At 38.9% G+C, this 14909-nt stretch carries 15 protein-coding genes, 3 tRNA genes and 1 riboswitch; of the genes, 12 read left to right on the top strand and 6 right to left on the bottom strand.

All coding sequences use genetic code 11. The features are described 5' to 3' along the window. Window positions 1–233 precede the first annotated feature (233 nt). A complete protein-coding gene (locus KHB02_RS03435; RefSeq protein ID WP_213145991.1) occupies window positions 234–1451 on the top strand; it encodes a metallophosphoesterase family protein in 1218 nt (405 codons plus the stop codon). Between the two features lie 240 nt (window positions 1452–1691). Then, window positions 1692–1779, top strand: a riboswitch (cyclic di-GMP riboswitch). A 27-nt stretch (window positions 1780–1806) separates the two neighbouring features. After that, entirely contained in the window at window positions 1807–2022 is a 216-nt protein-coding gene (locus KHB02_RS03440; RefSeq protein ID WP_213145992.1) for a hypothetical protein, read from the top strand. Between the two features lie 70 nt (window positions 2023–2092). Here the strand turns inward: KHB02_RS03440 and KHB02_RS03445 are convergent, their stop codons facing one another. Both KHB02_RS03445 and KHB02_RS03450 read right to left on the bottom strand, forming a co-directional pair. Next, window positions 2093–2959, bottom strand: a complete 867-nt coding sequence (locus tag KHB02_RS03445; protein WP_213145993.1) for a TIGR03943 family putative permease subunit — start codon at window positions 2957–2959, stop codon at window positions 2093–2095. A 13-nt stretch (window positions 2960–2972) separates the two neighbouring features. Next, the gene (locus KHB02_RS03450) at window positions 2973–3866 is read right to left on the bottom strand and encodes a permease (RefSeq protein WP_420848061.1); all 894 of its coding nucleotides are present in this window, start codon (window positions 3864–3866) and stop codon (window positions 2973–2975) included. A gap of 200 nt (window positions 3867–4066) precedes the next feature. Here KHB02_RS03450 and KHB02_RS03455 point away from each other — a divergent pair, with 200 nt between their 5' ends. Together KHB02_RS03455 and KHB02_RS03460 are read left to right on the top strand one after the other, a co-directional pair. Then, the gene (locus tag KHB02_RS03455; RefSeq protein ID WP_213145995.1) at window positions 4067–5248 is read left to right on the top strand and encodes a methyltransferase domain-containing protein; all 1182 of its coding nucleotides are present in this window, start codon (window positions 4067–4069) and stop codon (window positions 5246–5248) included. A 32-nt stretch (window positions 5249–5280) separates the two neighbouring features. Continuing rightward, window positions 5281–6084, top strand: coding sequence for a hypothetical protein (locus KHB02_RS03460; protein ID WP_213145996.1), 804 nt, complete (start codon window positions 5281–5283; stop codon window positions 6082–6084). Between the two features lie 108 nt (window positions 6085–6192). Here KHB02_RS03460 and KHB02_RS03465 read toward each other — a convergent pair whose 3' ends face one another. Continuing rightward, a complete protein-coding gene (locus KHB02_RS03465; RefSeq protein ID WP_213145997.1) occupies window positions 6193–7218 on the bottom strand; it encodes a BMP family protein in 1026 nt (341 codons plus the stop codon). 479 nt (window positions 7219–7697) lie between these two features. Here KHB02_RS03465 and KHB02_RS03470 point away from each other — a divergent pair, with 479 nt between their 5' ends. Further along, window positions 7698–8966: an MFS transporter gene (locus KHB02_RS03470; RefSeq protein WP_213145998.1), complete on the top strand. Its 1269-nt coding sequence runs from the start codon at window positions 7698–7700 to the stop codon at window positions 8964–8966. A 114-nt stretch (window positions 8967–9080) separates the two neighbouring features. Here the strand turns inward: KHB02_RS03470 and KHB02_RS03475 are convergent, their stop codons facing one another. Further along, window positions 9081–9338, bottom strand: coding sequence for an HPr family phosphocarrier protein (locus tag KHB02_RS03475; protein WP_241113694.1), 258 nt, complete (start codon window positions 9336–9338; stop codon window positions 9081–9083). A 175-nt stretch (window positions 9339–9513) separates the two neighbouring features. On the opposite strand from KHB02_RS03475, the gene KHB02_RS03480 reads away from it, so the two are divergent. Beyond that, window positions 9514–10173, top strand: a complete 660-nt coding sequence (locus tag KHB02_RS03480; protein ID WP_213145999.1) for a DUF429 domain-containing protein — start codon at window positions 9514–9516, stop codon at window positions 10171–10173. Between the two features lie 73 nt (window positions 10174–10246). Here KHB02_RS03480 and KHB02_RS03485 read toward each other — a convergent pair whose 3' ends face one another. Then, on the bottom strand, window positions 10247–10867 hold the full coding sequence (locus KHB02_RS03485; protein ID WP_213146000.1) for a DUF3298 and DUF4163 domain-containing protein: 621 nt from the start codon (window positions 10865–10867) through the stop codon (window positions 10247–10249). Window positions 10868–11013: 146 nt separating this feature from the next. Between KHB02_RS03485 and KHB02_RS03490 the strand changes: the two genes are divergently transcribed. The 6 genes from KHB02_RS03490 (at window position 11014) to KHB02_RS03515 (ending at window position 14007) form a co-directional block, all read left to right on the top strand. Then, on the top strand, window positions 11014–11343 hold the full coding sequence (locus KHB02_RS03490) for a DUF1904 family protein (protein ID WP_213146001.1): 330 nt from the start codon (window positions 11014–11016) through the stop codon (window positions 11341–11343). A gap of 50 nt (window positions 11344–11393) precedes the next feature. Beyond that, window positions 11394–12557 carry a YecA family protein gene (locus KHB02_RS29720; protein ID WP_213146002.1) on the top strand — a complete coding sequence of 388 codons (1164 nt, stop codon included), beginning with the start codon at window positions 11394–11396 and terminating at the stop codon, window positions 12555–12557. A gap of 171 nt (window positions 12558–12728) precedes the next feature. After that, entirely contained in the window at window positions 12729–13556 is an 828-nt protein-coding gene (locus tag KHB02_RS03500) for an alpha/beta fold hydrolase (protein ID WP_213146003.1), read from the top strand. Window positions 13557–13722: 166 nt separating this feature from the next. Then, a tRNA-Ser gene (locus KHB02_RS03505) sits at window positions 13723–13813 on the top strand. 27 nt (window positions 13814–13840) lie between these two features. Further along, window positions 13841–13925: transfer RNA gene (locus KHB02_RS03510), tRNA-Leu, on the top strand. Window positions 13926–13935: 10 nt separating this feature from the next. Next, a tRNA-Asn gene (locus KHB02_RS03515) sits at window positions 13936–14007 on the top strand. A 125-nt stretch (window positions 14008–14132) separates the two neighbouring features. Here the strand turns inward: KHB02_RS03515 and KHB02_RS03520 are convergent. Then, the gene (locus KHB02_RS03520) at window positions 14133–14687 is read right to left on the bottom strand and encodes a MerR family transcriptional regulator (RefSeq protein WP_213146004.1); all 555 of its coding nucleotides are present in this window, start codon (window positions 14685–14687) and stop codon (window positions 14133–14135) included. Window positions 14688–14909 lie beyond the last annotated feature (222 nt).

The raw sequence follows: 14909 nt of genomic DNA on the forward strand, positions 1-14909 counted from the left end.
CTTTAAGTGGCTACTCTGTTTTTCTATAAGCACCTGAATTTTGGTGTGATTTTTTACGATTCTTTTTAATGGAATTTTCAAATCATTAGCTGGATTATCTTTGTCTTGCATTCTTTACCAATTTATAATCAATAATTTACATAACCTATACAGAGAATTAAAATCTCCTTGCTATGTTATTAATAGATATATTTTTTAAACTGTGAACTTAAAAAACTAGTGGAGGTTTTGTTATGAGTAATCTAGATTCACAAAAAGAGATGGACAGAAGAAAATTTATCAAAATAGGGGGAATAGGTACACTTGCCTTAACATTGGGAGCAGCTGGCCTTCCAAAAGATTTGTTTTCTGGGACAGCATATGCCGAATTAAATAATGATATGAAGCTTCAATTTAATCCAGACGGCAAATTCAAGATCGTGCAGTTTAATGATACACAGGATGATGAAAATATTGACCGCCGTACCATACAGCTGATGGAAAAAGTCCTCGATACAGAGAAACCGGATTTTGTGGTCCTAAACGGAGACAACATCACTGGTGGCTGTGACACTCCTACCGAAATGAAACAAGCCATAAACAATGTGGCGCAGCCGATGGAGCAAAGAGGGATTAAGTGGGCCATTACATACGGAAATCATGATGAGGATTCCACTCCAAAAAGCGGCCTAAATGAGGAGGACATGCTGGGCATTTATATGTCTTACCGATACAATATGAACACACCTGGGGTAAAAGACATAACGGGTACTGGAAACATGAATCTTCTTATCAAAAATGCAAAAGGTACAGATTCGGCATTCAACCTTTGGTTGCTTGACAGTGGAAGATATGCCCCTCAAACGATTGCGGGACAAGATTTCAAAGGATACCCGACATGGGACTGGCTTCGTATGAACCAGGTAAGCTGGTATTATGAGACATCGAAAAAACTTGAGCAGCAGTGGGGGCATAAGGTTCCATCGCTTGTATTTATTCATATCCCGCTTTGGGAACATAGATTTATGTGGTTCGGAAGTGTGGACGGAAGAACAGAAGCTGATCACGCAAATGCTGTAAACAAACATAATATTGTTGGAGAAAGAAATGAAGAGGAATGCCCAGGGCCAATCAACAGCGGAATGTTTTCAGCTATGCTGGAAAGAGGAGATGTCAAGGGGGTCTTCTGCGGACATGACCACGTAAATACTTATATGGGTAACTATTATGGAATCCTGCTCGGCTATTCCGGCAGCACTGGTTTTGGTGCATACGGCCTTTCGGGGGCTGATCGAAACAGATTGCGCGGTGCCAGGGTTTTCAATTTAGACGAAAACTCAAAGGACGTACTAGTGGAAACTCATATGGTGTTTGCTAAAGATTATGGCATTGATTTGACAGCCAATGACCAAAGTATTGCACCTGGGCCAATAGATGAAGGCAAAAAGAATGAAAAAGTGGTAAGAAATTAAATCTTGGGAATTGAATTCAATTTGATTATTTTTTTCATAACATAATCAATTCAAACCCAAACAGGACGCTTAAAAAATTAAAAGTTTTTATTTAACATCCCTGCCAACAAGAAAGCTGGCAGGGATGTTAACAATGGAATCAAATTTATAATTGTCACTTTTCTTAGTTTATGTTTACCATAAAAAATATTTTTATGTAATATTTGAAAAAATTGTAATATAATATAAATAATTAGTTTATTTAGATAAAGGCAAACCAATCGAAAGGTTGGGACGCAAAGCTACAGGTCTAAGGGTTGGATGAAACTAGGATGGCTGAGCTGCCTAAAATAGTAGATATTTTGGGGGATTTCATTTGACTACACTTGCTTATGACAACGAACTTGAAATGGATGTGGTGGAACTTAGTGATGAAAATATTATAGAGAGGTACATAACAGCTTTACTAAAAATGGCCGACAAAAATTATAAATTGTTAGAAAAAGAATTGTTGAAAAGAAGGTTATTTTTGGTTGCCTTAGAACGCTACGATAGAAAAAAGACGTTTTTCCAGTCTGGCATTTCTGATTAGAGGCGCAGAAGCCACTCGAAAAAGAAAGCTCCAAGGACTTTTTAAAGTGCTTGGAGCTTTCTTTTTTATTTTAAAAACTATTCCTATAAACATAAGCATCTTTCGGCTGCTCGATGATTTTATAATCCGTCACTTTTAAAATAGGGATTTTCATTTTAAAAGGTTGATAATACATCGTGTCCATCGTTCCCGTTACTTCGTACCACTGATCATTTGGGATGTGGACATTTTCAGGAAATTGAATCATCATTCCGAACACACCAGAGTCAGCAATACAGTGAATAATCCCAAATCGGAATAAAAAGATTTGGTTGCCGTTTAACCCAGGACCGTTATATGAAAAACCCTTCATCGTCATGGTTTTACCAACAAATTCCCCGGAAAAGTTGTAGATGACTTCCAGACCTTTTAAATAGTCCTCATCTGTTAAGGTAATATGGTCATTTCCTTTATACGATTTGAATTCCTTTTTGACTAAATCCGTAAACGCATCCTGGCCCATAAATTTACTCATGTCGGGATTTAATATTTGATGCATGCCATAACGGTCGGCCCCGTCCTCTAAAGTAGGAAAACTAAATCCTTTGGCATTAACTAATTGTGAATCTAGGGTCGCTACCGGCAAAAACACACCTGTCAAAGCGGGAAGAACAATCATCGTATACGAAACCGTTCTTTTTAGCTTTTTTCCAAAAGAAAGCTTTTTATGGTCATGTGAATGATCGTGATGGCATTCATGACATTCCAATTCTATCTCTGATTTTTTCTCTTTAAGGTACCATCTGATTCCTTCTACAATAGTCAGGAAGAATAGGGCATAAATCATACTGTAGGAAAGAAAGGAATACTTCATATTAATATACTTCGAAATGTTTCCTGATAAATGCAAATAGAAAAACAAGTTGGTAAACAATAATAAAATCACGACGCGAAACATTTTCTTCACTCCTTTACAGTAATAGTGAACCGATAAATACGAATGCGGAAATTAACGAAACAAGCAGGATGACGAATTTTGGCTTAAACGTACCAAACATCATCAGCAGGTTCTTGATGTCAACCATCGCACCGAATACTAAGAACGTCACGATGGAACTTTGTGAAAACGTGTTTCTGAATGACGAAGCAACAAACGCATCCGCTTCAGAACAAATTGATAAAATGAACGCCAGCGCCATCATGACAAGAACACCCGCTACTTTGGAATGTCCAAGTGCTGCTAACGTAGAAGTCGGGATAAAGGTTTGCATCGCTGAAGCGATTAACGAACCCATCACCAAGTACTTTCCGACGTGGAAAAATTCATCGATGGTATGAGTAATCACGCTGACCAATTTTTGCTTCGTATTTTGTTTCGAATGGTCATGGACATGAACATGTTCATCAGCGTTGGTTCTTAACTGGTTCGTCTTAATCACGAAAGAAAGAACAATTCCGACTAAAATAGAAACCACGATGGCAAACCCGGCACGGTACCAAACCATCGTCCAGCTATTACCAAATGCGATATACGTTGAAAAAAGAACGATCGGATTGATAATCGGTCCCGTGAGCATAAACGAAATCGCGGCAGGAAGGGCCACACCTTTTTCGACTAACCTTTTCGTAATTGGAACAATCCCGCATTCACATCCTGGAAATATTGCGCCTACGAAACTAGCAGTTATCACCGAAAGAATCTTATTTTTCGGCATGATCCGGACAATCATATTCTCCGAAACAAACACTTCGATCAGTGCCGCCACAAACGCGCCGATCACAATAAAAGGAATTGCTTCTATTATTATACTAATAAATATCGTGTTTAATTGTAACAATTGATTCATAGGAGATCCTCCTGTAATGAAGCCTCAATTAAAAAACATACAAAATTATAACAGAAATAATAGCGAATGATAATGTTTTTCGTTTCCAGAAGTGGGAAAAGTCTTACCGAATTAATAAATCTTTTGAAAAAATCGTAAAAACCGATTATCATAAAACTAAACATTTATAACCTGGTCTTAATATTAAGTAATAATTTAGATAAATTGGAGATTATTGTATGTCAATTGAGACGAAACAAAAGAAACCCAATATTGACGACTATTTTAATTCACTCGGAATCAAAGAATGCAAAAGCAAGCTCGCCTTTTGGAAGCACGTCACTGCTGTAGATTCCGTCTTGGCAGAGGAACTGGAACCGCTTATTTCCCGCAAAAGAAAAGGGAACATATATGATGTGAAGAATCAAACCCTGCCATTTAGTTTAGCGGCAGAATCGTGGACGGTGTCCTTTCACAAATCATTGCTCACCTGGGTAAGCCAGCAAAAGCAATTAAAGCCAAAGAGAATTTTGGAAATCGGGTGTGATAATGGATTGTCGGCATGCTGGTATGCACAGCTTTTTCCTGATGCGGAAATCGTCGGTGTCGACCAGTCGGAAAACGGAATCCAGTGTGCCCGGCAGTTGGCCAAGCAGCTAGGGCTCTCAAACGTGCGTTTTTATCAAATCGGCTTTATGGAGCTCCTCGACCATTTTTCCAAGCATTCTTTTGATATGATTATTTCGGTACGCAGCTTTCATGAGATTATGGGGCCCATTTTCATTCAAAAATATTGGTCGCTGCCAGATCACCTGAAGGAAAAACCAACGTTTGGTGACAGCTGGTATTTACAAATCGTTGACTTCTTTTTAACCCCGAACGGAACCTATCTCTCTTGTGAGCGATTGGAAAGCCCGGCAGATGTCGGGAAGTGGGCCAATTTGCTAAAAGAAGCCAATCTCCATGTCCAATGGAGCGACAGTGAGATCCTCGACTATTATGATTTTAGAACAAAAAAGGAATCTCCTATCATCGTAGCGACAAAAAAGGAAACAGGACTTTCCACTTTGGAAGGGATGGAACGCCTATATACGAAAAATCAGCCGCTCATAATAGAGGCTGGCCAATCCTATACCACGGTGAATGCAGAGTTTGCCTTCCACCGACTAGGAGAGAAAACATTTCAATCTGGACAGTATTTGGCTGTACCCAACCACTGGTTTATGTATCGATTTGAACTTTGGGAAACGAATGATTTTCTGCTTGTTTATAGCTATGGTAATATGGGGCATAGACATTTGGACATTCTTCTTGCTGGGACATACGGGGAGGCAGAGTTGCTAATGGAGGAGGCAGTAAGGCAGTTCAGTCACCTTGGACCGATTGTAAAGTACGATAGCCTGAAAGACCGTCCAGAATAAAAGATTGATTTATAAGGAAGGGGGAGTCACGGTTGAAATCCAATGCCCTAAAAGGTTATCGGAAATTAAGAGATATCTATGAAAATAATCTGACAGTAGAATTGCTTTCAGAAGAGATCAAGACATGTGAAGCGGAAGATGATGCTGCCGCTGTTAAAAAGGAAATGTTTGATCGCGATTTTGATATTTATGGGGTTAAACAGGGCGGAAAACTTATTGGATACGTAAAAAGGGAAGATATAAAAAAAGAAGGAATCATAAGTGAGTTTGTTGAGGATTTTCATGCCGATAACCTTATCTCAGATTCCACTTCTTTGATTGATTTGCTGGATATTTTTCAGGAGAGAGAATTCACCTTTATCCTTGAAAAGAACAAAGTTACCAGGATCGTCACGGTGGCCGATTTGCAAAAGCAGCCAATAAGGATGTTGGCTTTTAGTTTCGTTTCACTTCTGGAAATGTACATCATTTCAGTGATTAAAGAATTTTATCCGGATGGCAGCTGGGCTGATAAGTTAACAGAATCAAGATTAACCAAAGCAAAAGAGCTTTTGGAAGAGCGGTTAGCAAAAAATGAAGCCCTGACTTTGGTGGACAATTTACAGTTATCCGATAAAGGCACGATCATTCGGAAAACGCCAAAATTAGTCGAGCTGCTAGGCTTTGAATCAAATAGTCAATGCAAGGAATTTTTCAGAAAAATTGAGGAATTACGAAACAATACAGCCCATTCTCAGGAAAAAATCTATCATGACTATAAGGAATTTATCCAGATTCTTTTACAAATAGAACGAGTTCTGCGTGCAGATGGGTTGGTGGAAGCTGATAAATGGTAGATGTGCATCCAGTAACGGTAGCGGCTATTATAATGAAAAAAGAGGATGTCTCAGATAGAGATATCCTCTTCATCTTGCGGTAATCATGCAGAAGCGACTACTTTATAACTAGTTTTCCTCCAAATTAAATTCCGGCCCATCATAAGTTGTAGCCACCTCAATTTGCCCATTTTGAATTTTAGCTGATAAATTTGCAATTGTATCCTTTACCTCCTGCGGGACAGAAGAGGATAGGGTTAACCTAATGGCCTCGAGATTTTCCAAGCCAATTTTTTTGATAACATTTGGCGTATATGTTCCTTCTTTGAGGCTTTTTGCTGCTAAAAACCCGGCCATTCCAGAATCTGCGACAGCGGAGGCAATAAAAACATCAGGCTGTTCTGCCACATAATCTCTTACATTTCCAATATGGTGCAGGCCGTGTTCTTTAAGAGTTTCCGTTACCCCGTTCCGGCCTGAATTCAGCATCGTAAAAATGATGTCGGCACCTTCATTGATCTGAGCTTCCGCATATTTTCTCGATAACTCATTATTATCTTGATCGCCTATGAAACTCGTTAAAATTCTAGCTTCTGGGTTTGTATACTTTACGCCATCAACGTAGGCAGCTCTTCCTTTCAGACCGGGTACAACTCTAATTCCGGACATATGCCCGACGGTTCCTGTTTTTGTTAACAACCCGGCTGCAGCACCTGCTAGCCAGGCAGATTCTTCTTGTAAAACCTCATAACTTGAAAGGTTGGGCCCCGAAACATTTCCTTGTGTTACGATAAATTGGATCTTAGGAAATTCTTGTGAAACGATTTTGGCAGCTTCCGAACCTTGTCCTCCATGCATAATGATGAGATCCGGTTGTTTCTTCGCTAACGTTCTTAATGCTTCGGACATTGCACTCAATTCCGGTTTAATCTGGTCAATGTAGGTGGTTTGCGCATCTAATTCCTTCTCAATTCGAACTAAACCGTTATACCCCGACTCCATAAATCCACGGTCATCAATCTTTCCAGGAATCAGCATAGCAACTCTCAATTTCTTATGTGACATCTTGTTTGCTCCTCCCGGAGAATTTGAACTGCTTTCGAACCCACTAAGAACCAGTACAGCTAAAGCAAGAATCAAAAAAATCTTTTTCATATCTCGACATTCCCCCTTGATTCTAATTTGTTTCGTTATAAGCAACCGTGTTTCATCTTTAAGTTATATTATCTGAATAATAACACTATTCAAAATAAATAACAATTGAAAATAAATGAAATTATTAAATACAGATATTAATGCCTACTGGTGTGTTGGGAAATGGGACAATTATATTATTTTTGAAATTATGAAAGAGATTGATTTTGATTTAAGTGGCCTGATTTGAATTTTGCTACCTTGCTTTAATAAGCCTTTAGTGTTTGAGGATAATTTTTGATTTTGTAATTTTCAAAATAATTAACTATAATATTTACTTAAAGGGAAGTATGAACTGGAAAAATATTGATCGAAACAGTAGCAGAATGGAGCGTGATGAGGAATCACTGTAGTCTTTTTGCTATCGAGGGAAGGATGCTGAATGATGTTAAAGTGTGTTTGTAAAGGTTTCTCTTGTAAAATCGAAGTAGGTGTACAACATGAATAAATCTAAACAGCTCTATTTTGGCTGGTATATTGTCCTTACCGCATCCATTATCGTTTTGCTAACTACAGGAATGAGGATGGGAATCGGACCTTTTATAAATCCGGTAATGGAAGATTTAAAAATGTCGCGAACTGAAATTTCGCTCGTTGTTTCTGTAGGAATGATTGTTTACGGAATTGGAATGGTACTTGCAGGTATTCTTTTAAAAACTTTTAATACCCGTGTTGTTTTGTTGATTGGGCTGGCAATTGTATGTATTTCTACTATATGGACGGTTTATTCCGATGGAATGCTTTCCTTTTTGCTTTCTTTTGGTGTGTTCCTGTCGATTGGGCTTTCCTTTTTAAGCAATATCACTTTATCGCCGATTGTTAGCAAATGGTTTGTCCGCCAAAGAGGGAAGGTACTTTTTTATTTGACTACCGGAGGAATGGCGGGTATTGCGATTATGACACCCGTTGAAACATGGATGATTGGTCTTGTTGGCTGGAGGAATACTCTTTTATTTTTTGGAGGAATCTTTGTATGTATTATTTTGCCTTCTGCGATCTTTATCATGAGGGAAGATGTTCCAGAAGAGGCTGATGGTCCGGGTAATGTCAGCGGATTAACTAGACAGGAAGCTCCGACAAATATCACATTGAAGGATGCTTTAAAGACTCCAACCTATTGGAAAATTGTTTTTGTGTTATTTGCTTGTGGATTTGGGATGAATCTATTAGGATCGCACGGGGTTCCTATGTTGATGGATCATCATTTTGGGCCAATGACTGCTTCCTTTGGGGTAGGTTTGATTGGAATTGTCGCGATCTTCGGAACATTGTTTTTGGGACAGCTCGCCGACCGTTTTCCGAGAAGAAATATTTTATTTTTAGTATTTTTTGTCCGTGGACTTGGATTTTTTGGTCTTGTTTTATCAGCCCACACTTGGCAGCTCTTTCTTGTTTCCATTATCGGGGGATTGGTATGGGCCGGTTCAGTCGCTATGGCTACAGCAATCTTAGGTGATTTATATGGTGTAAAGTTACTAGGAATTTTAAATGGATTAGCCTTTTTTGTAGGGCATCAAATTGGAGCAGCAATTGGTTCCTTCTTAGGCGGATGGGGGTACGAAGTGTTTGGAACGCATCTATTTTCGTTCAGTGCTGCGGGTATCCTTGCGCTTCTAGCCAGCTTAGCATCGATAACTTTACCTCAAAGTCTATCCTTTTCCAAGCCGATTAAACTTGGAGAAAAGCATAACGTAACAACTGGACAATGAGAGTGGTTAACTGGAGTTAACTAAACACATAGACGACCTAATAAGGTTGTCTTTTTGTTTTTAAAAACGTGAGTTGAAGCGGAGGCATGGGGGAAGAAGAATAGTCCCCATGTGTCAGCTAAACGATTCAAGCTTTTTCAATAAGTGTTCTAGTGCTTCCTTTTCATCATGACCAGAGGTTTCTATGGTTACTTGTTGTTTGTTTCCTAACATGAGTGTCGTTACACCAAGCAATGATTTCAAGTTCACTTTTCGGCCTTTCTGCGTTAGAGAAATTTCAGAATGAAATCGTGAAGCTTCCTGAACTAATTGAGTAATAGGTTTTAAGCCCAGAACATCTTTGTTATTAAGTTCAACAGTTTGTTGCATCATAAAAAAACTCTCCTTTCTAAACTTAATTATTCTTTTCAAAAGAATAATCGCTTCTTTATAAAACTATGGTGATTTACCCCTTATTATTAAGGATTTTAATTGAATACTGGCCTTATTGTCATAAAATTTGTAAGAAGATTTTCCATAATATTTATAGAAAGTGATGGAGCATTTAATGAAAATCATTGGGATTGATTTATCAGGACCGAGCAATCGTAAAGATACTGTCTTGGCTGTATTTGAAAAACAAGCTGGTGCTTTAAAATTTATCAAACAATTAAGTAATATTGGTGATCTGGAAATATTAAATGAAGTTATGCATCAAAGTCAGAATGATGAAGTGGTAATCGGAATCGACGCTCCTTTATCATATCAGGATGGCGGCGGGGACCGGCCGGGTGATAAGGAGCTAAGGCAGTACATCGTGTCCTTAGGGATGAAATCCGGTTCCATTATGCCACCGACTTTTAATCGAATGGTTTATCTTACCTTAAGAGGGATTAAGCTTAGCAGGGAAATCGGAAATTTGAAAACTGAGAATCCTATTTCGATGGTGGAAGTGCACCCGGGTGCCGTTATCGGTTCAAGAATTTCTCGGAGTAATCTTGAGTATGTTTTGAGCTATAAGCAGGATTTGGCTGCGAGGACATTCATAAGAAAATGGTTTAAGGAGCAAAAATTGACCGATCTGCCGGTTGGTATAGAGGAAGAAAGTCATTCCATTGATGCCTGCGCCGCGGCATTAGGGGCTTGGCATTGGCGGGATAAGCAGTTTCGTCCTAAGTGGAGTTTACCTGCAAATCTACCCCTGCATCCGTATGATTATTGTTGTTGATAAACAAAACAGGTATTGTTACAGCACTGGCCGATTACACCAGCTTCAACTGTAATCGGCTTCTTTATTGGTATTAATTATTTTCTGCCATCCGTCCAAGCGGGCCGCTTTCATCTAAAATATCCTGAAGCTCATATACCGATATTGGAAACAATGGAAATCCAAAAGCATATGGGGTAATGTCATAAAGCTGGAAGTAGATGACGAGTGCTTTGTCAGCGATGTAAAAGTCCTGATCAGGCTTTATGCTGGTGAAATCGCCAAGAAGGAAAATATCCCGTTTTTTGATTTGCTCCTGAATAAGGGTTGTGAGCCTTTTGATATAATTACTTCCAGGTTTGAACAGGTCTTTGAGTTGTACCAGTGTTTCTTTTTGAAGGTCGAAGGTGAGGGATTTGATATAGGTCATTCCGTGTGCAGCATGTTCATGATACGTATAATTCGTGAGGTTTAAGCTCAATACATTGCGCTGGTTGTTTTTCATTTCAAAAGTTCCTAGCATTTCACAGACAGTGGAGGGCATATCCCCAACCTGAGTGTCAACCAGCTTTTGGGTTTGTTGCACAATGGCCTGATTGATGGATCTTTCCAGCTGTTGGTTGCGGTGGTTAACCACTTGTGGATAAATAACTTCCTTTTTGGGACCGCTCCTATATATATACGGTTTGACATCTAAGGGTAATATGATTGGCATTTCTCTCCGCCCTTTTTCACTTATCTTATTCGCGAGCGGATGGCAGGTGCGCTTAGAAAAAATCAAATAGGTTCGTCGAGGATTTTTTTATGGTAAAATATCGGAAAGATCTTCCGGATATTAACTTTTTGAGGAGGGAATTAAAAGTGCCACAATTAATTTTTAAAGGAGTAAGTGTAGAGCAAGTCAAAAAAATTAGTTCACCTTTGGTAAAGGAATTGGCTGAACTCTGCGAGTGTGAAACTGATAATTTCACTTTTGAAATTGTGGATTCGATTTTTGTATTTAATGGAGAAGAAGTACCAGGTTTTCCGTTTATTGAAGTGAAGTGGTTCGATCGGGGCCAAAAAGTTCAAGATGAATTTGCAACCATCACAACCAGGCATGTACATAGTCTGGGAATTCCAGATGTAGAAATCGCCTTTAGTGTGTTTTCTGAGTCAGATTATTATTTAAATGGGAAAAGCTTTTCGTAATTTTCATTTACCAAGTTGTTAGAAAAAAACAAACTCAGAGGGAGTTTAGCATGACATTTTTAGAAAAAATAAAACCACATTTAACTAGTGACGATATTTTAATTCAGGAAACGGTCGTTTACGCGTTGCACGATTATCCATATGTCCCTGAAGAGTGGACGGTGCAATTACTGCAAGAAGCTTTTAGAAACAAAGAAAAGCAATCCTCGATTTTAATCTATCTAGATAATCAGACGATTAATGAGGAAGCAGTCAAGGTCTTGATTGAAAATATTCCCAGCATGGACAAGTCCAAGGTTCATTTAGCAATTAACCTGCTTTTGAAAATTGAACCTGAACTTGCTCTTACATATAGGGAATCCTTGGAAAAATATATCCCCAAGGATATGTGGGCCATTTATGAGTTAACTGCAAATGGGACGGAAGAAGAAGTTTATATGGAATATGGAGGCATCTTAAGTGATCTTGACCAAGCAAATCCATATCAGAACAATTTATACATAAAGGGCAAAATATTAGCTGCCTGTATAGTGGAAAACGGCTGGGTGACGGAACGGGAAATCGACATTATACTTCGCGAGGAAATGGAAGAACAATGGTTTTCTTTTCATGGAATTCTAACGATTTATATGATTGGCTTGTTAAAAATAGAAAAATATATACCTCTGCTGACAGGCTTGTTGGGACGCGATGAAGATATGTTGCTTGAAGAGGTCGCTGCTGCGTTAATTCAGTTTCAATCGGATGACGTGGTGAAGGAAGTCGCGCCATATTTATATAGAGAGGATTCGATTATTTTTGCAGCTTCCGTTGTTGAAAATATTAAAACTGGCTTCGCCCTTCAGGTTTTACGAGAGGCCTACGATGCTGCAGAAGAAATCGGTGACCAAGATATTCTTATTGAATCCATTAGTCATCATTTCTCTAGAGAGGCACTTCCTGAAATCAGCCGCCATATGAAAAACGAGTATACCTCAAACTTAGTGGATATAGAGCAGACAGTTTATAGTTACTATTCTATTTTAGGCGAGAAGCATCCTGAATTAGAAGTCTGGAAAAAAGTTGCCCTTGAAAGGGAAATGGACTTTAGAAATGCCAGTAAGCAAAGAACGTTGGGTAAACATGAACCAATTCGGAACGAAACGAAGGTAGGGCGCAACGATCCATGTCCTTGTGGAAGCGGGAAAAAATATAAAAAATGCTGTGGGAAATAGATTTTTTGGAATCACATGGAAAAAGACCAATTATATCATTGAAGAGAAGGATGTCTCATAAAGCTGAGGCATCCTTTTCTTTTTAACGGAAAAGGAAAGGATTTTACCTTTTTTTGTCGAATTACTGTGAGAATGTAAAATCCTTACATTAGAAACAATCGGAGGTACAGAATGATTACGAAAAAGACACTAACCATAAATGATCAAAAGATTTCTTATATTGATGAGGGCGGCAAAACTGCCCCGCCCGTTTTGCTAATTCACGGCGTTCCAGAATCCAGCATGCTCTGGAAACATATTATCCCTGAAATTGCTGCATTAGGATTTCGGACGATTGCACCGGACCTTCCGGGATTTGGTCAGAGTGACCGTTTTCCATACGAGTCTACTTGGGAAAACTATGTTACGTTTATCAATGATTTCATGCAAGCACTAGAATTAGAAAAAATCCATCTTATCGTCCATGACTGGGGTGGAATGATTGGATTAAGATGGGCATGTGACAATCCGGATAAAGTGGAAAGCTTGATTATAACCGACACAGTTTTGTTGCCTGGATATACGTGGCACCCACTCGCCCAAAAATGGAGAACGCCTGGTTATGGTGAAAAAGTAATGGAAGCCATGGCCAATAAGGAATCATGGATGGCAGGGATGAAAAAGGAGATTCCGTCTGTAGAAGAAGGGATATTGGAAGACTTCTTTGCAATTTTTGAATCGGCTGAGAAAAGGAACGTAATTTTAGAATTATATCGCTCTGCCAATCCACAATTAACGGAACCGTATTTGAATCTTGCTGCCATAAAGAATCCTGTTACGATTCTATGGGGTGAAAATGATCCTTACATTTCAACTGATTTTGCTTATCAGACCCATGACCAACAATTCCCGCACGCAGGGGTACATATCATTCCTGACGCAGGGCATTTTATTCATGTTCAGGTTCCTGAAAAGGTCATACCATTTGTAAAAGAACATTTTTTAGCGATTTTAAAATAACTAATTTTTTTGGAGTCTCCTTTTAGCGGAGTCATGAGGACAGCCAGATTGAATATTACTTGAGAATGTCTTCATCGCAGGGGAGTTAGTTGTTTTAGATTACCAAAATTTACAGCTGGCTCCCAATTTTAAAAGATGATATATTTGTTTTGTAAGTTATTACTACAGAGAAGTACTCAAGCGGCTGAAGAGGCGCCCCTGCTAAGGGTGTAGGTCGGGTAACCGGCGCGAGGGTTCAAATCCCTTCTTCTCTGCCATTCAAATAAGATTATTTAAAACATCATGCGGGTGTGGCGGAATTGGCAGACGCACCAGACTTAGGATCTGGCGCCTTCGGGCGTGGGGGTTCGACTCCCTTCACCCGCACCAGAAATATTATTCCGCAGTAGCTCAGTGGTAGAGCTATCGGCTGTTAACCGATCGGTCGTAGGTTCGAGTCCTACCTGTGGAGTCATAGTCCAACAAGGCAACTAAGAAAGGGTCAGGGCGGGAACGCAGCAGCCATAATTAGTGAAATTGTGTGGGCTATTACATACGGACACATCAAAAAAAGCTAAACCCTAACATTAATTGGGTTTAGCTTTTTTTCCATGTAAACCAATTCCACCATTTCTTCTGAGTGGCAGCAGCAATTTCCTTTTCTATGCTTCTAATGCGTTCAACTTCTAGTTTATTTAAATATTCTACATGCCGTAAAATTTGATTAATTTTTTCTTCTTGGCAGGCTTCCCGTACAGCCTTTTCCTTCAAGAGTTTGATTAAATCCAAGTTTATTTGCTCTAAATGTTCAATACGTTCCATTAATTCTTCATGGTTGCAATTGTGCTCAACAACTTGGCCGCTAGTATTCTGTATGGGTTCTATTTCCGTAACAATGTCTGTATTTTTTTCTTCAGAAACCCATTTCATCACAGCTTCTGCTGAATGTTCCATTGTCATACCCTCTTGTTTGCTGAATTCCATTAATTTACGGAATGTATGAACATCCTTATCAAAATAGATTCGATGACCTCTATTATTACGATGAACAAGATACCCATTACCTTCGAGGAGAGTGGCGTATTTCCTTAAGGTACTAGCATCTATTTCAAGCAATTTCTGTACATCACTAGGTGAATATATTTCCGTCATTCATTTCACCTCTATTAAATACATTTTAAATCAGTAGCTGGAGAATTCATTACTGTTATTAGCCCGTTGTTATTTAATAAATAGGTTAAAAGCGATTGAAATAAGCCAACCCAGTGCAAGAAAAACTGATAGATATGTACCTAAACCAACTAAAATCTCTGCCATGATTCCTACTCTACTCCTTTAATTCGGGCTTTGGTTTCAAATCTCTTCAATACAATG

This window comes from Neobacillus citreus (assembly GCF_018343545.2).
Lineage (GTDB): Bacteria > Bacillota > Bacilli > Bacillales > Cytobacillaceae > Neobacillus > Neobacillus citreus.